Genomic DNA, 22781 nt, shown 5'->3' with positions numbered 1-22781 from the left:
TAATTTCAGTGCATAACGAGAAAGTGAAAATAATTCATAAAACTGGTCTGCTGAGGGTATTTTCTGCGTAATACCAGTAAAAATTTATTGTTCTGCGATCGGCTTCGCAGCCAGAGCTGTAAAAAAGAAAGCGGATAAAAAAGTCAGGGAGGTGCTTCCCGGTGCATAAAACGAACAATATTTAATCTTTTATTGGCGCGGCAGAATGAAGTTTTTCACGGAGGAAAAATGTCACTGTCGGTTGTCTATACCAGAGCAGCACTCGGCGTTCACGCCCCACAGGTTACGGTTGAAGTGCATATCAGTGCTGGTTTACCAGGGCTTACGCTTGTCGGCCTGCCTGAAACTACCGTGAGAGAAGCCCGGGATCGAGTCAGAAGCGCATTGATCAATAGCGGCTACACATTTCCAGCGCGTAAAATCACTATTAACCTTGCTCCGGCAGATCTTCCTAAAGAAGGTGGCAGATACGATTTGCCGATTGCTCTGGCGCTGCTGGTTGCCTCTGAGCAGCTAAATACGCCCAAGCTGGCCCAGCTTGAGTTTATCGGCGAGCTTGCGCTGACCGGGGAGCTACGTGGGGTTTCTGGGGCCATATCATCCGCTATGGAGGCTTTGAATGCGGGGCGAGAAGTCGTGGTTGCCGCAGAAAATGAAGAAGAAGTAGCCCTGATCGCTAAACCGGGCTGCTTTGTGGCCACGCATCTGACCGAGGTATGCGCCTGGCTGGAAGGAAAACACGACCTCCGCACCCCGGTTAGCCCTGCGCTGTGGCAAGCTGATAGCCTGGAAGACATGAACGAGATTATTGGGCAAAATCAGGGAAAACGAGCGCTGGAAATTGCGGCGGCTGGCGGGCATAACCTCTTACTGATAGGCCCACCAGGAACGGGTAAAACCATGCTGGCGAGCCGGCTCAATACGCTCCTTCCTCCTTTGAACGATGTTGAAGCATTACAGAGCGCTGCCATTCTGAGCCTGGTACAATCTTCGCATCTTCATCGCCATTGGCGTCAGCGTCCGTTCAGGGCTCCCCATCACAGTGCCTCGTTAACTTCCGTCGTTGGCGGCGGGGCTATCCCGCAGCCAGGAGAAATTTCGTTAGCGCACAACGGCGTGTTATTTCTGGACGAATTACCTGAGTTTGAGCGCCGCGTACTGGACTCGCTTAGGGAACCTATTGAATCAGGTGAGATTCATATCTCTCGCACCCGGGCAAAAATCACCTACCCCGCGGATTTTCAGCTTATCGCGGCGATGAATCCCAGTCCTACGGGGCACTATGAAGGCAAACATAACCGTGCCACGCCCCAGCAGACTTTACGCTATATGAATCGACTCTCGGGCCCTTTTCTCGACCGCTTCGACCTCTCAGTGGATATCCCGCTTCTCCCGGCAGGAATGCTGAGTAAAACGAACCATCAGGAAGAAAAAAGCGAGAGAATAAGGGAAAGGGTAATAGAGACACGCGACAGGCAACTCTCCCGGCAGAACAAGCTGAATGCCCGACTCAGCAATCATGAGATCCGCGAACACTGTGAACTTGTGCCGAATGATGCAGTTTGGCTGGAGGAAACATTACTCAAACTGGGCCTGTCGGTCAGGGCATGGCAACGTCTTCTGAAAGTCTCTCGTACCATCGCGGATATCGAGCATTGCGAGAGTATTACTCGGGCACATCTCCAGGAAGCACTGAGCTATCGAACTATTGATCGGCTGCTCCTGCATTTGCACAGACTGACAGAATAAAAAACGGGGCTTTCGCCCCATTTTTTAATCATCACTATCGCTGTAGTCTTCAACCGTATCCATCTGCGGTTTACCGCCAGACAGGGTATGAAAACGTTTTGGACGCTTAATACGCGACATGTACTTGCTCCAGACACGTTCCGCTTCAGTAGCAGGCTCGCGCACACCACGGCATACGGCAACAAACTGCACTTCTTCTTCAGTGCCTGGTTCGCGCTTACCGAGATCCAGCTCATTGAACGCAAAACCATGACGTTCTAACAGCTGTGCCTCTTTGATGGTGAAATCACCATGACGAGCAAACCCACGTGGATAATGTTTATTGTCGAAAAACCGATTAGTCGTCGTAAAGCTTTCCGCCATCCTACACGCTCCTGATTTTCTTGGCCGAGCTATTTATGGCGCGGAGTATTAGTTACGCTTGACAGAGTGTAAAACAAAACATTTAAATCATAACGACAAATTATTTTTTGGAGTAAGCCGTGGACACCGAATTACTTAAAACCTTCCTGGAAGTTAGCAGAACACGGCACTTTGGTCGCGCTGCAGAAGCACTTTATTTGACCCAGTCTGCGGTAAGCTTTCGCATCCGACAGCTCGAAAATCAGCTTGGTGTAAACCTTTTTACCCGCCACCGCAATAACATACGGCTGACAACTGCCGGGGAGCGCCTGTTGCCCTACGCAGAAAACCTGATGAATACGTGGTTAGCAGCGAAAAAAGAGGTATCACATACTTCTCAGCATAATCAGCTCACGCTTGGTGCCAGCGCATCGCTTTGGGAATGTATGCTTTCTGAATGGCTCATTGCGCTTTATCAACAGCATAATGGCCTGCAGTTCGAAGCACGAATTGCACAACGTCAGTCACTCGTTAAACAGCTTCATGAGCGCCAGCTGGATTTATTGCTCACAACTGAAGCGCCAAAAATGGACGAATTTGCCAGCCAGTTGCTAGGTTACTTCAGCATGGGGCTTTATGGTCCTGCCGCGGAAAGCCGTAAAGCTTCACTCAACTATTTACGCATCGAGTGGGGTGCGGATTTTCACCAACATGAGGCCGAGCTCATTGGAAGTGATGATATTCCGGTATTAACTACCAGTTCAGCAAAAATAGCCTGCAAGCTGATCTCTGAACTTAACGGTTGCACCTTCCTGCCGATTGAGTGGGCAAAAGAACAGCCCGGGATCTGGCCTGTCCCCGAAAGCACAACGCTTTCCAGACCATTGTATGCTGTCTGGTTACAAAACACGGACAAACAGAGTGTTATCAAAGAATTATTGAAGACACCATTAAAGGCGCAGTAATGCGCTTTTAATAGCTAAGAATATAAAAGAGAGGAATTTTGGACAAAAAAAATCCTTTGCCTAAGCAAAGGATTATATATGGCAGGGGCGGAGAGACTCGAACTCGCGACACCCGGTTTTGGAGACCGGTGCTCTACCAACTGAGCTACGCCCCTAAATTTTCCTACTATTAAGCCTGCTTAAAGAGCAGGCTTAATTTTAATAAGTGGCGGAACGGACGGGACTCGAACCCGCGACCCCCTGCGTGACAGGCAGGTATTCTAACCGACTGAACTACCGCTCCACCGAATTTTTCTACAACCACCGGTTTGTTGCCCCGGTTTACTGCTTAATTTGATGCCTGGCAGTTCCCTACTCTCGCATGGGGAGACCCCACACTACCATCGGCGCTACGGCGTTTCACTTCTGAGTTCGGCATGGGGTCAGGTGGGACCACCGCGCTACGGCCGCCAGGCAAATTCTGTTATTGACCGTTATATCTCTATATAACCATCAATCTAATCCTGAACTAAGCTGAAAATCTTTCGTCTCTGAAAACACCTTCGGTGTTGTAAGGTTAAGCCTCACGGATCATTAGTACTGGTTAGCTCAACGTATCGCTACGCTTACACACCCAGCCTATCAACGTCGTCGTCTTCAACGTTCCTTCAGGACCCTTAAAGGGTCAGGGAGAACTCATCTCGGGGCAAGTTTCGCGCTTAGATGCTTTCAGCGCTTATCTTTTCCGCATTTAGCTACCGGGCAATGCCATTGGCATGACAACCCGAACACCAGTGATGCGTCCACTCCGGTCCTCTCGTACTAGGAGCAGCCCCCCTCAATTCTCCAGCGCCCACGGCAGATAGGGACCGAACTGTCTCACGACGTTCTAAACCCAGCTCGCGTACCACTTTAAATGGCGAACAGCCATACCCTTGGGACCTACTTCAGCCCCAGGATGTGATGAGCCGACATCGAGGTGCCAAACACCGCCGTCGATATGAACTCTTGGGCGGTATCAGCCTGTTATCCCCGGAGTACCTTTTATCCGTTGAGCGATGGCCCTTCCATTCAGAACCACCGGATCACTAAGACCTGCTTTCGCACCTGCTCGAGCCGTCACTCTCGCAGTCAAGCTAGCTTATGCCTTTGCACTAACCTCACGATGTCCGACCGTGATTAGCTAACCTTCGTGCTCCTCCGTTACGCTTTAGGAGGAGACCGCCCCAGTCAAACTACCCACCAGACACTGTCCGCAACCCGGATCACGGGTCTACGTTAGAACATCAAACATTAAAGGGTGGTATTTCAAGGTTGGCTCCACGCAGACTGGCGTCCACGCTTCAAAGCCTCCCACCTATCCTACACATCAAGGCTCAATGTTCAGTGTCAAGCTATAGTAAAGGTTCACGGGGTCTTTCCGTCTTGCCGCGGGTACACTGCATCTTCACAGCGATTTCAATTTCACTGAGTCTCGGGTGGAGACAGCCTGGCCATCATTACGCCATTCGTGCAGGTCGGAACTTACCCGACAAGGAATTTCGCTACCTTAGGACCGTTATAGTTACGGCCGCCGTTTACCGGGGCTTCGATCAAGAGCTTCTCCTTGCGGATAACCCCATCAATTAACCTTCCGGCACCGGGCAGGCGTCACACCGTATACGTCCACTTTCGTGTTTGCACAGTGCTGTGTTTTTAATAAACAGTTGCAGCCAGCTGGTATCTTCGACTGCCTTCAGCTCCACCCGCGAGGGGTTTCACTTACCGACAGCGTGCCTTCTCCCGAAGTTACGGCACCATTTTGCCTAGTTCCTTCACCCGAGTTCTCTCAAGCGCCTTGGTATTCTCTACCTGACCACCTGTGTCGGTTTGGGGTACGATTCAATGTTACCTGATGCTTAGAGGCTTTTCCTGGAAGCAGGGCATTTGTTACTTCAGCACCGTAGTGCCTCGTCATCACACCTCAGCGTTAATAAGCGTCCGGATTTACCTAAACGCTCCGCCTACATGCTTAAACCGGGACAACCGTCGCCCGGCTAACATAGCCTTCTCCGTCCCCCCTTCGCAGTAACACCGAGTACAGGAATATTAACCTGTTTCCCATCGACTACGCCTTTCGGCCTCGCCTTAGGGGTCGACTCACCCTGCCCCGATTAACGTTGGACAGGAACCCTTGGTCTTCCGGCGAGCGGGCTTTTCACCCGCTTTATCGTTACTTATGTCAGCATTCGCACTTCTGATACCTCCAGCAAACCTCACAGTTCACCTTCGACGGCTTACAGAACGCTCCCCTACCCAACAACACATAGTGTCGCTGCCGCAGCTTCGGTGCATGGTTTAGCCCCGTTACATCTTCCGCGCAGGCCGACTCGACCAGTGAGCTATTACGCTTTCTTTAAATGATGGCTGCTTCTAAGCCAACATCCTGGCTGTCTGTGCCTTCCCACATCGTTTCCCACTTAACCATGACTTTGGGACCTTAGCTGGCGGTCTGGGTTGTTTCCCTCTTCACGACGGACGTTAGCACCCGCCGTGTGTCTCCCGTGATAACATTCTTCGGTATTCGTAGTTTGCATCGGGTTGGTAAGCCGGGATGGCCCCCTAGCCGAAACAGTGCTCTACCCCCGAAGATGAGTTCACGAGGCGCTACCTAAATAGCTTTCGGGGAGAACCAGCTATCTCCCGGTTTGATTGGCCTTTCACCCCCAGCCACAAGTCATCCGCTAATTTTTCAACATTAGTCGGTTCGGTCCTCCAGTTAGTGTTACCCAACCTTCAACCTGCCCATGGCTAGATCACCGGGTTTCGGGTCTATACCCTGCAACTTAACGCCCAGTTAAGACTCGGTTTCCCTGCGGCTCCCCTATACGGTTAACCTTGCTACAGAATATAAGTCGCTGACCCATTATACAAAAGGTACGCAGTCACCCCATAAATGAGGCTCCCACTGCTTGTACGTACACGGTTTCAGGTTCTTTTTCACTCCCCTCGCCGGGGTTCTTTTCGCCTTTCCCTCACGGTACTGGTTCACTATCGGTCAGTCAGGAGTATTTAGCCTTGGAGGATGGTCCCCCCATATTCAGACAGGATACCACGTGTCCCGCCCTACTCTTCGAACTCACAGTATGTGCATTTTAGTGTACGGGAGTATCACCCTGTACCCTGCGACTTTCCAGACGCTTCCACTAACACACAAACTGATTCAGGTTCTGGGCTGCTCCCCGTTCGCTCGCCGCTACTGGGGGAATCTCGGTTGATTTCTTTTCCTCGGGGTACTTAGATGTTTCAGTTCCCCCGGTTCGCTTCATTACGCTATGTATTCACGCAATGATAGTGTGACGAATCACACTGGGTTTCCCCATTCGGAAATCGCCGGCTATAACGGTTCATATCACCTTACCGACGCTTATCGCAGATTAGCACGTCCTTCATCGCCTCTGACTGCCAGGGCATCCACCGTGTACGCTTAGTCGCTTAACCTCACAACCCGAAGGTGTCTCGTAAGACACAATCGATATTGTGAAAATTTGAGAGACTCGAACATGTCTTAACCTCATTCTTTATTACGGAAGAATAAGACGACATGTCGTTTCAATTTTCAGCTTGTTCCGGATTGTTAAAGAGCAAATATCTCAAACATGACTCTTTCAAGTCAGCTTTGAGATAGTTCGGCACGCAACTTTCACTTACATACCAGCAAGTGGCGTCCCCTAGGGGATTCGAACCCCTGTTACCGCCGTGAAAGGGCGGTGTCCTGGGCCTCTAGACGAAGGGGACACTGAAGTCTCAATCGCAAGACGCCTTGCTTCTCTACATCTATCAGACAATCTGTGTGAGCACTACGCGGGTTGTATCTTTTAGGTAAGGAGGTGATCCAACCGCAGGTTCCCCTACGGTTACCTTGTTACGACTTCACCCCAGTCATGAATCACAAAGTGGTAAGCGCCCTCCCGAAGGTTAAGCTACCTACTTCTTTTGCAACCCACTCCCATGGTGTGACGGGCGGTGTGTACAAGGCCCGGGAACGTATTCACCGTAGCATTCTGATCTACGATTACTAGCGATTCCGACTTCATGGAGTCGAGTTGCAGACTCCAATCCGGACTACGACGCACTTTATGAGGTCCGCTTGCTCTCGCGAGGTCGCTTCTCTTTGTATGCGCCATTGTAGCACGTGTGTAGCCCTACTCGTAAGGGCCATGATGACTTGACGTCATCCCCACCTTCCTCCAGTTTATCACTGGCAGTCTCCTTTGAGTTCCCGGCCGAACCGCTGGCAACAAAGGATAAGGGTTGCGCTCGTTGCGGGACTTAACCCAACATTTCACAACACGAGCTGACGACAGCCATGCAGCACCTGTCTCAGAGTTCCCGAAGGCACCAATCCATCTCTGGAAAGTTCTCTGGATGTCAAGAGTAGGTAAGGTTCTTCGCGTTGCATCGAATTAAACCACATGCTCCACCGCTTGTGCGGGCCCCCGTCAATTCATTTGAGTTTTAACCTTGCGGCCGTACTCCCCAGGCGGTCGACTTAACGCGTTAGCTCCGGAAGCCACGCCTCAAGGGCACAACCTCCAAGTCGACATCGTTTACGGCGTGGACTACCAGGGTATCTAATCCTGTTTGCTCCCCACGCTTTCGCACCTGAGCGTCAGTCTTTGTCCAGGGGGCCGCCTTCGCCACCGGTATTCCTCCAGATCTCTACGCATTTCACCGCTACACCTGGAATTCTACCCCCCTCTACAAGACTCAAGCTTGCCAGTTTCGAATGCAGTTCCCAGGTTGAGCCCGGGGATTTCACATCCGACTTAACAAACCGCCTGCGTGCGCTTTACGCCCAGTAATTCCGATTAACGCTTGCACCCTCCGTATTACCGCGGCTGCTGGCACGGAGTTAGCCGGTGCTTCTTCTGCGAGTAACGTCAATCACCAAGGTTATTAACCTTAATGCCTTCCTCCTCGCTGAAAGTACTTTACAACCCGAAGGCCTTCTTCATACACGCGGCATGGCTGCATCAGGCTTGCGCCCATTGTGCAATATTCCCCACTGCTGCCTCCCGTAGGAGTCTGGACCGTGTCTCAGTTCCAGTGTGGCTGGTCATCCTCTCAGACCAGCTAGGGATCGTCGCCTAGGTGAGCCATTACCCCACCTACTAGCTAATCCCATCTGGGTTCATCTGATGGCAAGAGGCCCGAAGGTCCCCCTCTTTGGTCTTGCGACGTTATGCGGTATTAGCTACCGTTTCCAGTAGTTATCCCCCTCCATCAGGCAGATCCCCAGACATTACTCACCCGTCCGCCGCTCGTCACCCAGGAGCAAGCTCCCCGTGCTACCGCTCGACTTGCATGTGTTAGGCCTGCCGCCAGCGTTCAATCTGAGCCATGATCAAACTCTTCAATTTAAAAGTGTTTGATGCTCAAAGAATTAAAACTGTTTATAAAATCAGTAGTCACTCTTCAAGACTTGATATTTGTTTGCATCCGAAGATGCTGAGATATCAATCCTGCGAGTGCCCACACAGATTGTCTGATAAATTGTTAAAGAGCAGTGAGTCAGTCGCTTTCGCTTGCTAACTCGAGGTGGCGTATAATACGCTTTCCTCTTTCAGAGTCAAGCGTTTATTTTCGCTTTCGTCTGACTGACTACCGGGTTGTGAAGCCGCTTTCGAAGCCGCTTCACCGTGTCAGTGGAGGCGCATTATAGGGAGTTCTCAGAGCCTGACAACCCCTAATTTGAAAAAAACTTTCAAGCGTCGTTTTTTTACTCAAAACGGCACTAAAGTGACAGTTTTTCGAGCCTTTCAAAGCCGTAACGTTGTAAAACGGGCATTAATTGCGCAGTTTCAGGCGTGAATGCCATACAATAGGCAATATTCGGATCTGCAGACGCCGCTTCAGGCGCTTCATGTTCCAGTAACCAAACGGTACGCCTTGCAATCGCGGCACCGGAATCGATCAGCCTCGTCCCCTCAGGTAACACTTCCAACAGTTCTTCCTGTAATAAAGGGAAATGCGTGCAGCCTAATACAACGGTATCCGGCGGCTCCGACATCCGTAACCACGGCCGCAGGATTTTACGCAGCTCGTCCAGCGGTACAGGCTCACCATGAAGCTTCGCCTCCGCCAACTCCACCAGTTCGGCAGACCCCAGCATCTCAATTTTGCATTCGGTAGCAAATCGGGAGATAAGCTCGTGGGTATAAGGACGCTTGACCGTGCCGCGTGTTGCCAACAGACCCACAACCCCATTTGTCGTCAAACGCGCAGCCGGTTTAATCGCAGGCACAACGCCAACAACAGGGAAGTCGAACTTTTCGCGTAAAGCAGGGAGGGAAACAGTGCTTGCGGTATTACAGGCAATAACAGCGAGGGATAAAGGATAATGCTGCTGGACAGCAGTCACTATTGAGACCACCCGGTCGACGATAAACTCTTCGCTCTTTTCGCCGTATGGAAACGCCACGTTATCGAAGGCGTAGATGTAATGAAGATCCGGCAGAAGCTGCCGAATCTCATTGTAGACGGACAGCCCACCAACGCCGGAGTCAAAAACCAGCACGGTGGGATGTGCATCAGAAGGTGTAGCTGCCAGACAAGTAGTATTCCCGTCCTGCAGTATGGTAGCCATAAACCGTCTCGTAATCTTTATCGAACAGGTTAGCTATTCTACCACGAACGGTCAGCTGTGACGTGACTGGATACGACAAGGCAACATCCCACAGGCTGACACCGCCCATTTTCACGGTTTGATAGGTATTGAAATCGGTGTCGTAGCGTGAGCCCAGGTAATGATAAGTTACGCTCCAGTCCAGATCGTAGAGCGCCCAGTCAAGCTGGTACTTCACCTGTTGCTTAGCGCGACGCGCCAGCGGTGCATCGGTCAGGCCATTGCGAGCGTCAACATAGTCATAGCTAACGCTGTGCTGCACTGGCCCGGTATCAAAGGAAGCCGTCCCTTCAATGCCTTTGATATTGGCCTTGCCTACGTTGTAATAGCTGTTCGTCCCGCTGTTGAAGTCGATCAGGTTATCAACAAGGTTGCGGTAACCCGAAACGCGCCAGTTCACACCGGAAGTTAACCCTTCAAATGCGCCTTCCCACTGACGGCTTTCTTCTGGATTCAGATCTCTGTTCCCGTAGAAGCCAAACAGCTGCCCCTGGTTTGGCGCCTTAAACGCCGTACCGTAGGAGGCAATAAAGCGATACCCCTCAACAAATTCCCATGCCGCACTACTCTGCCAGGTGCCGTGATTACCGAACTCTGAGTTGTTATCGTTACGCGCGGCGCCTTCAAAGGTGAAATCACCCAGCTTTTGCAGCGCTGTCAGATAGACGCCGGTATTACGCTGGTCGTAGCCGTCAGTTACATAGTTAGTACCCGGTTCAGTGCTTTGCTTCTGCCAGTCAACGCCCGCCCCAACATTTCCTGCGCCGAGATCAACAGAGTTAGTCCACTGCAGGTTGTACTGCTTGATTTCATCCAGGGTAGCGCTTGAGTCGTAGCGACCGAGGCGCGGATCGAAATTGTAATCTTTGCTATGGCCGTAGCTGGAAATCAGCTGTGAGTGGAAGATATCGTTATTAAAGCGCAGTCCCGCGTCCCATGTCTGACTGTAGAGCTGACGGGTGTCCACCAGTTGGTTTGGCGTAAAGCTGCTATAAAGGCCGTCATAGGCCGTACGGTTATCGTAGCCGTAGCCACGCACAAAGCCGCTCCATTGCTCAGAAAAGCTGTGCTCAAGCGCTCCGTAAAGAGATTTACTCATAAAGCCGTCGCGATCGGGCTGACGCAGGCCGCCGGTATTACCCTCAGCCACAACGTCAAAACCTTTGGTGTACTCATAGTTGCCAGCCAGAGTCACGCGAGTGCTATCCCCCAGCTTTTGCTGCGTGCTGGCGTCATAGTTCTGGTAGCCGTTTGAGCCCACTCCCGCCGTCAGCGTTGTGCCGTCTTTATCTCGGGTGGTGATAATGTTGATGACACCGCCGATAGCATCAGAGCCATAGACAGCTGAACGAGGCCCACGGATGTACTCTACGCGCTGAACAAGAGAGACTGGAATCTGGCTGAGGTCGGAAGAGCCGGTCACGCCGGCCTGATTAAGGCGGATGCCGTCAATCAGCACCAGCACATGGCTGGAATTAGTCCCGCGAATAAACACTGAGGAGAGCTGACCAAGGCCGCCGTTCTGAGCAATATCCACGCCCGGCAATCTTCGCATCACGTCGTTTAAATCTTTTGACTGCCAGCGATCAATATCTTCACGCGTGACCACCGAAGTCGGCGCCAGAACGCTATTCACCGGCTGCTGAAAACGATTCGCAGTCACTACCAGGGTATTGTCAGTGTTGCTTTCCTGCGCCCAAACTGAAAAAGCCGTTGCGGACAGAGCCGTCAACAGCGAAACCTTCTTTATCATCATTTATATAAGCACCCGCTTTCGACCAGGATGCCGCAGATATGGCAAATAGCACGCGATAGCCATATCACTTGCGACGTCGTTCCGGCAGGTCTTCGGGCTTGGGGGCTTAAATAAGATGAGGACTTCCCGCTTATATAATAAAGCAGTGTCTGCTGAGTGCGTTCATCTTGCCGTTCCTTACCGCTGCGCGTCAGCCCCAGAATCACACTGGGTTCCCTTTTCACTCTCAGGAGGCCGGAAAAGCCATGCTACCGTTAGGCTTATACGGATGTCCAGACTTCCGGCTGAACTTCTTAACACGATCGGGCTGGACATCCCGGGGCGAATCCCTACAATCGCCGCGTAGTTTGTATTCATTGACCGACTGGATGGCTAGCCATGACCCCTGAACACCTCCCGACAGATCAGTACGACGCGCAACTGGCGGAAAAAGTCACTCGCCTCGAAGGCATGATGGCGCCTTTTGCCGCACCGGCCCCGGAGGTATTCCGCTCACCGGTAAGTCACTACCGCATGCGAGCTGAGTTCCGCATCTGGCATGAAGGTGATGACCTGTATCACATCATGTTCGATCAGCAGACTAAAAGCCGTATCCGGGTCAACAGCTTCCCGGCGGCCAGCGAGCTGATTAACGCCCTGATGCCAGCTATGCTGGATGGCGTCCGCGATATTCCAGCCCTGCGCCACAAGCTGTTCCAGATTGACTACCTGACTACCCTGAGCAATCAGGCCGTGGTGTCTTTGCTCTACCACCGCAAGCTGGATGATGAATGGCAGCAGCATGCCGAGGCGCTGCGCGACAGCCTGCGCGCCCGCGGCTTTAACGTGCATTTGATTGGCCGTGCAACAAAAACCAAGATTGAGCTGGACCAGGATTTTATCGACGAACGCCTGCCGGTTGCCGGTAAAGAGATGATTTACCGCCAGGTTGAGAACAGCTTCACTCAGCCAAACGCGGCCATGAATATTCAGATGCTGGAATGGGCGCTGAGCGCGACAGAAAATTCAAGCGGCGACCTGCTGGAACTCTACTGCGGGAACGGCAACTTCTCGCTGGCTCTGGCCCGCAACTTCGACCGTGTGCTGGCGACCGAAATCGCTAAACCGTCCGTGGCTGCGGCGCAGTACAACATCGCAGCCAACAATATTGATAACGTGCAGATTATCCGCATGGCGGCGGAAGAGTTTACCCAGGCGATGAACGGCGTAAGGGAGTTTAACCGCCTGCAGGGAATCGATCTCAAAAGCTATCAGTGCGAAACCATTTTTGTCGATCCGCCGCGCAGCGGCCTGGATGCTGACACGGTAAAAATGGTTCAGGCCTACCCGCACATCCTTTATATCTCCTGCAATCCACAGACGCTGTGCGAGAACCTGGAAACATTATCCCAGACTCACAGCATCACCCGTCTGGCGCTGTTTGACCAGTTCCCGTACACGCATCACATGGAATGCGGCGTACTGCTCACGCGCAAATAGAAAAAGGACGCCTCGGCGTCCTTTTTGCTATTTATCGGGCTTACTCAGCCGCTTCTGATTTGCGGGAGCGAACTTTAAACAAAATCCAGAACAGCACAACCACCGACAGAATCGAAGGGATAAAGTTAGAGCCAATCGCCGGGTATTCAACGCGAACCACTGAACTATAAAGCAACACACCTAACACAAAACAGGCTGCAGCAAGGCTCGGTAACCCAACCGGCATCGTACGGTTCTGATAGCGCTGATGCAGGCAACAAACCGCCAGCACCAGAGCAATAATAGGAAATATCGAGAACGGAACAACCGAGCTGAACAGCGCGGCAAAAGATCCGTTAATCGACAGACCAGCGATTAACGCCAGCGCCAGCGTACCTCTATCTTGTAACTGTTTCATTGCTCGTTCCTTCACTCTTCGGATAAATGAGCCAGTGCCATTTTTTCTTGTTCCCGGCGATACCAGTAGTAAGCCCCTTTCGAGATCATACGTAGCTGCAACACCAGTCGCTCTTCGAGCTGGCGACGCTGTTCAATATCAACGTCCAGCGCTTCGGCACCTGCACTAAAAACAATCGTGACCATCGCTTCCGCCTGCGCTTCGGTGAAGCTGCGAGGCATGCGATTTTCGAGTTCTAAATAGTCGGCAAGTTCCGCAATGAAGTGCTGAATTTCACGGGCAACCGCGGCACGAAACGCCGCAGACGTGCCTGAACGTTCACGCAACAACAGGCGGAAAGCGTTAGGGTTATTGCCGATAAACTCCATGAACGTTGACACTGAGGTACGGATCACGCTGCCGCCTTTGGCGATGCGCTGCCGCGCCTGCCGCATTAACTGCCGCAGCATCAGGCCACTTTCGTCTACCATTGTAAGACCGAGTTCATCAACATCGCGGAAATGGCGATAAAATGACGTTGGCGCAATACCGGCTTCGCGGGCAACTTCACGCAGGCTCAGGCTGGCAAAGCTTCTTTCGGCGCTTAGCTGGCTAAATGCTGCCTCGACTAAAGAACGCCTGGTTCTCTCTTTTTGTTGCGCTCTTACACCCATCATATTGCCTGAATCCTTCAAACAGAGCTGGAACTATATCAGAGAATCAAGCTACCGCTTTTATAGTGTATTGTGAATGATTGTTTACGGAACATTGACCTGCCCAGGCGGGAAAAAGCACAACGAGAATTGGGGAAATTCCTGGTTGATGTTACCATCGTGTTGCCTTTATGTATAAAAACAGGTAAGCCTTACCATGCCACAAACCTACGATTATGACGCAATAGTGATTGGTTCCGGTCCCGGAGGCGAAGGTGCCGCCATGGGGCTGGTGAAACAAGGAGCCAGGGTAGCGGTGATTGAGCGCTACCACAATGTCGGCGGCGGTTGCACCCATTGGGGCACCATCCCTTCGAAAGCCCTCCGCCACGCCGTCAGCCGCATTATTGAATTCAATCAAAACCCGTTATACAGCGACCACACTCACCTTCTTCGCTCCTCTTTTGCCGACATCCTGAACCACGCCGACAGCGTGATTAACCAGCAAACCCGCATGCGCCAGGGCTTTTACGAGCGTAACCGCTGCGAGATGCTGCAGGGCGATGCGCACTTTGTGGATGAGCACACTGTCGAACTTCTGTGCCACGATGGGTCGGTCGAAACCTACACCGCCGAGAAGTTTGTCATTGCCTGCGGTTCTCGCCCTTACCGCCCGCCAGAAGTTGATTTTACCCACCCACGTATCTACGACAGCGACTCAATTCTCAGCCTGCATCACGAACCGCGCCACGTGATCATCTATGGTGCCGGGGTGATCGGCTGTGAGTACGCATCGATCTTCCGCGGGATGAACGTCAAAGTTGATCTGATCAACACTCGCGATCGCCTGCTGGCTTTCCTCGATCAGGAAATGTCGGATTCACTTTCCTATCACTTCTGGAACAGCGGCGTGGTTATTCGCCACAACGAAGAGTTTGAGAAGATTGAAGGCGTGGACGACGGCGTGATTGTCTCTCTGAAGTCCGGCAAAAAAGTGAAGGCGGATTGCCTGCTTTACGCCAACGGACGTACCGGGAATACAGATTCACTGGCGCTGGAAAATATCGGGCTCGAAGCCGACAGCCGTGGACTCATCAAGGTCAACAGCATGTACCAGACCGCGCTGCCGCATATTTACGCGGTGGGTGACGTGATCGGTTATCCAAGCCTGGCTTCAGCAGCCTACGATCAAGGCCGTATCGCCGCTCAGGCGCTGGTGAAAGGGGAAGCCACGGGGCATCTGATCGAAGACATTCCGACCGGCATCTACACCATTCCAGAAATCAGCTCCGTGGGCAAAACGGAACAACAGCTAACCTCGATGAAAGTACCTTACGAAGTGGGCCGGGCGCAGTTTAAACATCTCGCGCGGGCGCAAATCGTGGGTATGAACGTTGGGACGCTGAAAATTCTGTTCCACCGTGAGACGAAAGAGATTCTGGGGATCCACTGCTTTGGCGAGCGCGCGGCCGAAATCATTCACATCGGCCAGGCGATTATGGAGCAGAAAGGTGGCGGTAACACCATTGAGTACTTCGTTAACACCACCTTTAACTACCCAACAATGGCAGAAGCCTATCGGGTAGCGGCGCTTAACGGCTTAAATCGCCTGTTTTAGCGCTGAGTCGAAATGGCCATCCATCTGCGTGCGGATGGCCTCTGCCAACTGCTCATAGCGGCTGCGCAGCGGCGATCCCGGACGATAAACCAGGCCGACGGTACGACGCGGTTCTGGTTTATAACACGGCAGATAAACTACGCCGTCTCGCTGGCGTTCATGCGGCACAGCCAGGGCTGGCAAAAGCGTGATGCCACTTCCTGCAGCCACCATGTTACGCAGCGTCTCTAAGCTTGTTGCCCGGAAATGGGTATCTTCATCCGCGCCCGCTTCAAAGCAAAAGCCCATAGCCTGATCGCGCAGGCAGTGCCCGTCTTCCAGCATCAGCAGCTTTTCACCGGCCAGATCGGACATCGGCACACGGTCACGGTTCGCCCATGGGTGATCCTGATAAACCGCCAGCACCATCGGCTCATCAAACAGCGGCACCTCGATAAACGCTTCGCTCTCTTTTACCAGCGCCAGAATGGCACAGTCCAGCTTGCCGCTGTCGAGCTGCGCCAGCAGCTGATGGGTCTGGGCTTCATGCAGATACATTTCCAGCTTAGGGAAAGTCTGATGCAGCATAGGAATAATTTGCGGGAGCAGGTAAGGCCCCACGGTTGGGATCAGGCCAATATGCAGCGGGCCGGACATGGCTTCGCCCTGCTGGCTTGCCATCTCTTTCAGTACTTTGACTTCACGCAGCACCGTCCGCGCCTGATCCACCAGCAGCAACCCCGCCTGGGTGAACAGCACTTTACGGCTGGTACGCTCCAGCAGCATAACGCCCAGTTCATCTTCCAGCTTGCGAATCTGGCCGCTCAGGGTCGGCTGGCTAACGTGACAGGCATCCGCTGCCCGACGAAAATGGCGGTGCTCGGCCAGCGCCACCAGGTATTCAAGATCTCGAATATTCATTCTCTATCCTCCTGCGCCACGATAGTTCATGGCGATAGATAGCATAGCAACGAACGATTATCCCTATCAAGCAATGTTGGTGAATAATAGCCAGCAACAGCAAGGCGCATCGCTCTGACTTACCCCGGAACGACGCGCGGCTGCAGAGACTCTCTGTTCTCTGAACCTGACGAATTATTAAAGCCAACGTGAACTTTTAGCGGACAGTATGTCCGCTTTTTTTTTGTTCAAATTTCGAGGGGATTAGACCAGGCGCTGTTTCGCGTCGGCGATAGCCTGAGCAACCTGCTTAGGTGAAACACCGCCTTTCGCGGCGCGCTTGTCGAGGCAGGATTGCAACGACAGAATCGGATAAACGTCGTCGCCAATAACCGCGCTGAATTTCTGCAGGTCGGCCAGGGTTAAGGCTTCCAGCGCTTTACCTTGTTTAATCGCTTCCACGACAGCCTCGCCGACAATGTGGTGAGCTTCACGGAACGGCACGCCTTTAGCAACAAGGTAATCCGCCAGCTCGGTGGCGTTGGCATAGCCTTGCTCAGCGGCTTCCTGGCAGCGAGGACGTTTAACCTGAATGCCGTCCAGCACCAGCACGGACATATGCAGACAATCAAGCCAGGTATCGAGGGCGTCGAACAGGCCTTCTTTGTCTTCCTGCATATCTTTGTTATACGCCAGCGGCAGGCCTTTGAGGGTCATCATCATACCGGTCAGGGCGCCCTGCACGCGGCCGCACTTGCCGCGGATCAGCTCCAGCGCATCCGGGTTTTTCTTCTGCGGCATCAGGGAGGAACCAGAAGTCACGCGATCGGACAGCTCAACAAAACCGGCCTCCCCGGTGTTGAAGAAGATCAGATCTTCTGCAAAACGGGACAGGTGAACCATGCCGATAGAAGCGTTGGACAGCAGTTCCAGCACATGATCGCGGTCAGAAACGCTGTCGAGGCTATTGCGGGTCGCGGAAGCAAAACCTAACCAGCCGGCAAGCTGTTCGCGGTCAATTTCATAGGCGGTGCCTGCCAGCGCGCCGCTGCCCAGAGGGCTGACGTCCAGGCGCTGCAGAGTGCTTTGCAAACGGCTTTCATCGCGCGCCAGCATCTCGACGTACGCCAGGCACCAGTGAGCAAAAGTGACCGGCTGCGCGCGCTGCAGGTGTGTATAACCCGGCATCACCGCATCCTGATTGGCTTCGGCTGTTTCAATTAATGCTTGCTGTACCTGGCGGGTGGCAGCCAGCAGCTCGCTGATTTGCATTTTGCACCACAGCTTCAGGTCGGTGGCGACCTGATCGTTGCGGCTACGGCCAGTGTGGAGTTTTTTACCCAGCGCACCGACTTTATCGATCAGCTTGCCTTCCACCCAGCTGTGAATATCTTCCGCGTCGCTTTCCAGAATAGCCTGCGGGTTAACCTGCACTTCTTCCAGCAAGACTTTCAGGGCCTGCTCAAGCTGCTGTTGCTCAGCTTCAGTCAGCACGCCCACGGTGACCAACGCTTTGGACCAGGCGACAGAACCTACGATGTCTTGCTCAGCCAGGCGATAGTCAAAGCGTAAAGAGTCATTGAATTGCTTAAACCGTTGATCGGCTGCCTGAGTAAAACGCCCACCCCAAAGTGCCATAATCATGCTCCATTCATCATATTGATATTCGTTTGCCCCTCACGCATTCCCGGCCTGGGAACACGTGAGGGTAAAAAATTACTTCTTAAGTTCGTTCAGCGCACGGATACGGGAAGAGAGCGAGAACAGACGGATAAAGCCGCCCGCGTGGCTGTGATCGTAAACTTCATCTTCGCCAAAGGTCGCAAACTCTTCGCTGTAGAGGCTGTTCGGGGATTTTTTCTGAATCGCCGTCACCTGGCCTTTATACAGCTGCAGCACAACTTCGCCGTTCACTTCTTCCGCCAGCGACTCGGCAGATGCCTGCAGAGATTTACGCAGAGGTGCAAACCAGCGGCCATCGTACACGACGTAGGACATTTCGAGACCCAACTGCTCACGCCATTTGAAAGAGTCACGATCCAGCACCAGCTGCTCAACGCCACGCAGAGCAGCCATCATAATGGTGCCCCCTGGGGTTTCATAGCAACCACGAGACTTAATACCCACCAGACGGTTTTCAACGATATCGATACGGCCTATACCGTGCCTGGCCCCGATAGCGTTCAGGGTTTCCAGACACTTGAATGGGCTCATCGCTTCGCCGTTCACGGCCACAACTTTGCCGTGCTTAACGGTCACAGTGACCTGTTCAGCCTGATCCGGCGCTTCCTGCGGGTCAACGGTCCACACCCAACAGTCTTTGTTCGGGGCATTCCACGGGCTTTCCAGCACGCCGCCTTCGGTAGAAATGTGCCAGGCGTTTTCGTCACGGCTGTAGATTTTTTCCAGTGAGGCCGTCGTCGGGATATCACGCTCTTTCAGGTAATCGAGCAGCGCTTCACGGGAACGCAGGTTCCACTCACGCCACGGGGCAACAACCTTCAGATGAGGAGCCAGCGCGGCCCAGGTAGATTCAAAACGCACCTGGTCGTTACCTTTACCGGTTGCACCGTGGCACAGCGCATCTGCGCCCACTTTATTCGCCACATCCACCAGCGCTTTAGCGATCAGCGGACGCGCCATAGAAGTGCCGAGCAGATAGCTGCCTTCATACAGCGCCCCGGTCTGCAGTACAGGGTAAACATAGTCGCTGATAAACTCTTCACGTGCATCGACCACGTAGCACTCAGACGCCCCGGAGCGCAGCGCTTTCTGCTCAACGCCTTTCAGATCTTCACGATCCTGACCGATATCCACCACGCAGGCGACCACTTCGCAGCCGCCGTAGTTCTCTTTCAGCCATGGAATGATGGCTGAAGTGTCGAGGCCGCCAGAGTATGCGAGAACGATTTTTTTGATGCCGTGATTTTGCATTGTCTTGTCCTTGTTAAAACTATTCTTTGTCTATGCCAGAATCCGGGTGCCGATAGCCACACCGTTGAATAAAGAGGGTAGCTGATCCGCGTGGCGCCATGAGGCAATATCCACCGGGCGTCCCAGGGTACGGGCCGCATCCAGCGCCGCGTTCACTTTCACAATCATGCCGTCGGTAATAATGCCTTGCTCAATCAGCTGTTCGGCTTTGGCCGCCGTCATCTCAGCGATGCGCTGACCTTTACCGTCCAGGATACCGCTCACATCGGACAACAGAATCAAATCCGCGCCGAGCGTTGCGGCCAGCGCCGTTGCCGCCTGATCCGCATTGACGTTCATCAACTCGCCTTCAGTGGTCACACCGATGGAGCTAACAATCGGCAGGAAGCCGTTTTCCAGCAGCGTATTAATCAGTTTTGGCGAACCCGGTTTAGCCAGGCCGACGTGACCAAGCGCTTCGTCAAGCTGAGTCACCGTAACGCTATCCCCGTCACCGAGGCTCAAGCCAACGCCGTTAATGCCATGCTTCTTCGCCCAGGCCAGCAGCGTCTTGTTGGCCGTGCCCGCCAGCGCACCGGTAATAATGTCAATCTGGTCGGCAGGCGTCACACGCAGGCCGTTTTTCTTTTGTACCGGCAGCGCCAGCTTCTTCATCAGCTCATCCACCAGGCAACCGCCGCCGTGAACAATCACCAGCGGACGCTGATGGGACTGGCGATAGTTCACCAGCGCGGTAAACAGGCGCTCCAACGCCTCTTCGCTATCCAGCAGCACGCCGCCCAATTTGATAATTAAAGGATTCATCATTTCACCCGACCGACGGTTAAATAAGGGACTGCGTTTCGGCGAAGCCAAAACGAATATTAAGACACTGTACTGCCTGCGCCGCGGCACCTTTCAGCAGGTTATCCTCGGTGGCAACAACAATCAGGTGCTCATCCTGCACGGCAAAGCCGATGTCGCAGAACGGCAGGCCAACCACATTTTTCAGCGCCGGAACGCCTTTTTCGTACAGGCGAACCAGCAGCTTGTCGCCGTAAGCCTGGCTAAACGTCTCCGCAATCTGCTGCTGCGTAACGCCAGCTTTCAGGCGACAGGTAATCGTCGCCAAAATGCCACGCGGGAAATTGCCGAGGTGCGGGGTGAAAATCACCGACGCGCCAAGATGGGTAGCGATTTCTGGTTGATGGCGATGATTAAACACGCCGTAAGGCTGCAGGCTAACTTCGCAGAAGCTGTTGGAAATCGCGGCCTTGCGCCCGGCACCGCTGACGCCGCTGGTGGCGTTGATCACCGGCCACTGGTTCAAATCCAGCAGATCGGCATCAATCAGCGGCTTCAGCGCCAGCTGAGACGCCGTCGGATAGCAGCCCGGCACGGCAATTAAATTGCTCTCTTTGAGCGCAGCACCCTGCCATTCGGCCAGGCCATAAACCGCTTTTTCCAGCAGCTCAGGATGCTGATGGGTAAAACCGTAATAACGTTCATAGAACGCCGGGTCGTTAACGCGGAACGCGCCTGAGAGATCGATCACCACGCAGCCTGCCGCCAGGAACTGCGGAGCCAGATCGTGGCTGACTTCGTGGGCGGTGGCGAGGAACACCACATCCACACCCTCGCTGAACTCGCTGATGTCGGACATCGCCTGCAGCGGCAGATCAACAATGCCCTTTAACTGCGGATGCAAATCAGATATCAATTTTCCTGCATCTGAACTTTGCGCTGAAACCGTCAAAGCGGTTATGTTCATATTAGGATGGCGATTCAAATAGCTTACAAGCTCTGCGCCTGCATAACCGCTTGCACCCACAATCAGCGTATTCAACATCTGGGTCGTTCACCTTGTCTTTTCGGTCTGCTCAGAGTGCCAGCCTGACGCTTTCACCCACGTCCGTTAGCGTGGTTTTTTATTCACCGGAACGCTTAACTGTTCCTTTACGCTCAACGTTATTGTATTTTTATTCACAATTAATGCATGAATATTGATACTATCCTAACCTAAGGCCTGTCAACAGTGAAGATGAAATTACCGCCTTTTATCGAGATCTACCGCGCCCTGATCGCGACACCTTCCATCAGCGCCACCGACAGCGCGCTGGATCAAAGCAATGAGTCTTTAATCAATTTACTGGCGGGCTGGTTCCGCGACCTCGGTTTTAACGTCGAAATTCAGCCTGTGCCAGGCACTCGCAATAAATTCAATATGCTGGCGAGCAGCGGCCAGGGCGCTGGCGGCCTGTTACTGGCAGGGCACACCGATACTGTGCCGTTCGACGATGGCCGCTGGACGCGGGACCCGTTTACCCTGACCGAGCACGACAACAAGCTTTACGGCCTGGGTACCGCCGACATGAAAGGGTTCTTCGCGTTCATTCTGGATGCCCTGCGCGACGTGGATGTGACAACCCTGAAAAAGCCGCTCTACATATTGGCCACCGCCGATGAAGAGACCACCATGGCAGGTGCACGCTATTTCGCTGAAACAACCTCGCTTCGCCCGGACTGTGCGATCATCGGTGAACCGACATCGCTACAGCCGGTACGTGCGCACAAAGGACACTTGTCTAACGCCATTCGTATTCTGGGGCAGTCCGGCCACTCGAGCGATCCGGCGCGAGGCGTTAACGCCATTGAACTGATGCATGATGCCATCGGCCACATTCTCACGCTGCGCAATACGCTGAAAGATCGCTATCACCATGACGCCTTCACCGTGCCGTATCCAACCCTCAACTTAGGGCACATTAACGGCGGCGACGCGGCAAACCGCATTTGTGCATGTTGCGAACTTCACATGGACATTCGCCCGCTGCCGGGTATGACATTAAACGATCTGAACGGTTTACTGACCGAAGCATTAGAACCGGTAAGCCAGCGCTGGCCTGGTCGCCTGACGGTCTCTGAACTTCATCCGCCGATCCCAGGCTACGAATGCCCGCCGGACCACCAGCTCGTGCAGGTCGTTGAGAAACTGCTCGGCGCTCAAACGGAAGTGGTGAACTACTGCACCGAAGCACCGTTTATCCAGACCGTATGCCCAACGCTGGTGCTTGGTCCTGGCTCCATCAACCAGGCTCACCAACCGGATGAATACATCGATACCCGCTTCATCAAGCCAACCCGGGAGTTAATCACTCAGGTAGTGCATCATTTTTGTTGGCATTAATTAATCGCGGTAAAAGGGGGTTTTACCCCCTTTTTAATCTGGAATAATCAGTATTCCTATAAGAAATGCTTATATGCGAAGTTGGTAATTAAATTTCATAAATTCGCGTCATTTCCTCGTTTGCTGAAACGATTTCGTAGCAATTGACGAATGGTTTATGACGTGGCTTTATAAAAGGCGGTGTTGAACCTTCACGGGTGAAATTAAGTTACATAATA

The 22781-nt window shown here is 53.0% G+C and carries 15 protein-coding genes, 3 tRNA genes, 3 rRNA genes and 1 riboswitch; of the genes, 5 read left to right on the top strand and 16 right to left on the bottom strand.

Going from position 1 to position 22781, the window contains the following annotated elements; genetic code table 11:
- The first annotated feature begins 228 nt into the window (after positions 1-228).
- On the top strand, positions 229-1749 hold the full coding sequence (locus AAIE02_RS14775; protein WP_498532821.1) for a YifB family Mg chelatase-like AAA ATPase: 1521 nt from the start codon (positions 229-231) through the stop codon (positions 1747-1749).
- A 24-nt stretch (positions 1750-1773) separates the two neighbouring features.
- On the opposite strand, the gene AAIE02_RS14770 is transcribed toward AAIE02_RS14775, so the two are convergent.
- Positions 1774-2112, bottom strand: a complete 339-nt coding sequence (locus tag AAIE02_RS14770; RefSeq protein WP_008455591.1) for a MaoP family protein — start codon at positions 2110-2112, stop codon at positions 1774-1776.
- Positions 2113-2231: 119 nt separating this feature from the next.
- Here AAIE02_RS14770 and hdfR point away from each other — a divergent pair, with 119 nt between their 5' ends.
- Entirely contained in the window at positions 2232-3056 is an 825-nt protein-coding gene (gene hdfR / locus AAIE02_RS14765; RefSeq protein ID WP_008455597.1) for an HTH-type transcriptional regulator HdfR, read from the top strand.
- A 79-nt stretch (positions 3057-3135) separates the two neighbouring features.
- Here hdfR and AAIE02_RS14760 read toward each other — a convergent pair.
- The 8 genes from AAIE02_RS14760 to btuB all read right to left on the bottom strand — a co-directional run bounded on the left by AAIE02_RS14760 (position 3136) and on the right by btuB (position 11455).
- Positions 3136-3211, bottom strand: a tRNA-Trp gene (locus AAIE02_RS14760).
- A 51-nt stretch (positions 3212-3262) separates the two neighbouring features.
- Positions 3263-3339, bottom strand: a tRNA-Asp gene (locus AAIE02_RS14755).
- Between the two features lie 55 nt (positions 3340-3394).
- A 5S ribosomal RNA gene (gene rrf, locus AAIE02_RS14750) occupies positions 3395-3510 on the bottom strand.
- 98 nt (positions 3511-3608) lie between these two features.
- Positions 3609-6515 (bottom strand): 23S ribosomal RNA (locus tag AAIE02_RS14745).
- Positions 6516-6736: 221 nt separating this feature from the next.
- A tRNA-Glu gene (locus AAIE02_RS14740) sits at positions 6737-6812 on the bottom strand.
- 85 nt (positions 6813-6897) lie between these two features.
- Positions 6898-8437 (bottom strand): 16S ribosomal RNA (locus AAIE02_RS14735).
- The 16S, 23S and 5S rRNA genes sit together here with 3 tRNA genes alongside, the layout of an rRNA operon.
- A 374-nt stretch (positions 8438-8811) precedes the next feature.
- Entirely contained in the window at positions 8812-9663 is an 852-nt protein-coding gene (gene murI, locus AAIE02_RS14730; protein WP_336983488.1) for a glutamate racemase, read from the bottom strand.
- Positions 9608-11455, bottom strand: coding sequence for a TonB-dependent vitamin B12 receptor BtuB (btuB, locus tag AAIE02_RS14725; RefSeq protein WP_498532984.1), 1848 nt, complete (start codon positions 11453-11455; stop codon positions 9608-9610). The genes murI and btuB overlap by 56 nt, the downstream gene beginning before the upstream one ends.
- 69 nt (positions 11456-11524) lie before the next feature.
- Positions 11525-11712: riboswitch (cobalamin riboswitch) on the bottom strand.
- A gap of 124 nt (positions 11713-11836) precedes the next feature.
- Here btuB and trmA point away from each other — a divergent pair.
- On the top strand, positions 11837-12937 hold the full coding sequence (gene trmA, locus AAIE02_RS14720) for a tRNA (uridine(54)-C5)-methyltransferase TrmA (RefSeq protein WP_008457579.1): 1101 nt from the start codon (positions 11837-11839) through the stop codon (positions 12935-12937).
- A gap of 40 nt (positions 12938-12977) precedes the next feature.
- Here trmA and AAIE02_RS14715 read toward each other — a convergent pair whose 3' ends face one another.
- Together AAIE02_RS14715 and fabR are read right to left on the bottom strand one after the other, a co-directional pair.
- Complete coding sequence (locus AAIE02_RS14715) at positions 12978-13334, bottom strand: YijD family membrane protein (RefSeq protein WP_008457577.1); 357 nt, start codon at positions 13332-13334, stop codon at positions 12978-12980.
- 11 nt (positions 13335-13345) lie between these two features.
- On the bottom strand, positions 13346-13987 hold the full coding sequence (gene fabR, locus AAIE02_RS14710) for an HTH-type transcriptional repressor FabR (RefSeq protein ID WP_039289193.1): 642 nt from the start codon (positions 13985-13987) through the stop codon (positions 13346-13348).
- 196 nt (positions 13988-14183) lie between these two features.
- Here fabR and sthA point away from each other — a divergent pair, with 196 nt between their 5' ends.
- On the top strand, positions 14184-15584 hold the full coding sequence (gene sthA / locus AAIE02_RS14705) for a Si-specific NAD(P)(+) transhydrogenase (RefSeq protein WP_008457573.1): 1401 nt from the start codon (positions 14184-14186) through the stop codon (positions 15582-15584).
- On the opposite strand, the gene oxyR is transcribed toward sthA, so the two are convergent.
- From oxyR to argC, 5 genes are all read right to left on the bottom strand, one after another.
- Positions 15567-16484, bottom strand: a complete 918-nt coding sequence (gene oxyR / locus AAIE02_RS14700; protein WP_008457571.1) for a DNA-binding transcriptional regulator OxyR — start codon at positions 16482-16484, stop codon at positions 15567-15569. The genes sthA and oxyR overlap by 18 nt on opposite strands.
- Before the next feature lie 243 nt (positions 16485-16727).
- On the bottom strand, positions 16728-18101 hold the full coding sequence (argH, locus tag AAIE02_RS14695; protein ID WP_008457569.1) for an argininosuccinate lyase: 1374 nt from the start codon (positions 18099-18101) through the stop codon (positions 16728-16730).
- A gap of 78 nt (positions 18102-18179) precedes the next feature.
- Positions 18180-19397, bottom strand: a complete 1218-nt coding sequence (locus AAIE02_RS14690) for an argininosuccinate synthase (protein ID WP_336709064.1) — start codon at positions 19395-19397, stop codon at positions 18180-18182.
- A gap of 30 nt (positions 19398-19427) precedes the next feature.
- On the bottom strand, positions 19428-20204 hold the full coding sequence (gene argB, locus AAIE02_RS14685; RefSeq protein WP_156107012.1) for an acetylglutamate kinase: 777 nt from the start codon (positions 20202-20204) through the stop codon (positions 19428-19430).
- Between the two features lie 16 nt (positions 20205-20220).
- Positions 20221-21225 (bottom strand): N-acetyl-gamma-glutamyl-phosphate reductase, encoded by a 1005-nt coding sequence (argC, locus tag AAIE02_RS14680; protein WP_498532820.1) that lies wholly within the window; start codon positions 21223-21225, stop codon positions 20221-20223.
- Positions 21226-21411: 186 nt separating this feature from the next.
- Between argC and argE the strand changes: the two genes are divergently transcribed.
- Entirely contained in the window at positions 21412-22563 is a 1152-nt protein-coding gene (gene argE, locus AAIE02_RS14675) for an acetylornithine deacetylase (protein WP_034808745.1), read from the top strand.
- Positions 22564-22781 lie beyond the last annotated feature (218 nt).

The sequence above is a fragment of the Cedecea sp. Ae19-4 genome (assembly GCF_059801165.1).
This window is presented reverse-complemented; position numbering and strand designations above follow the sequence as displayed.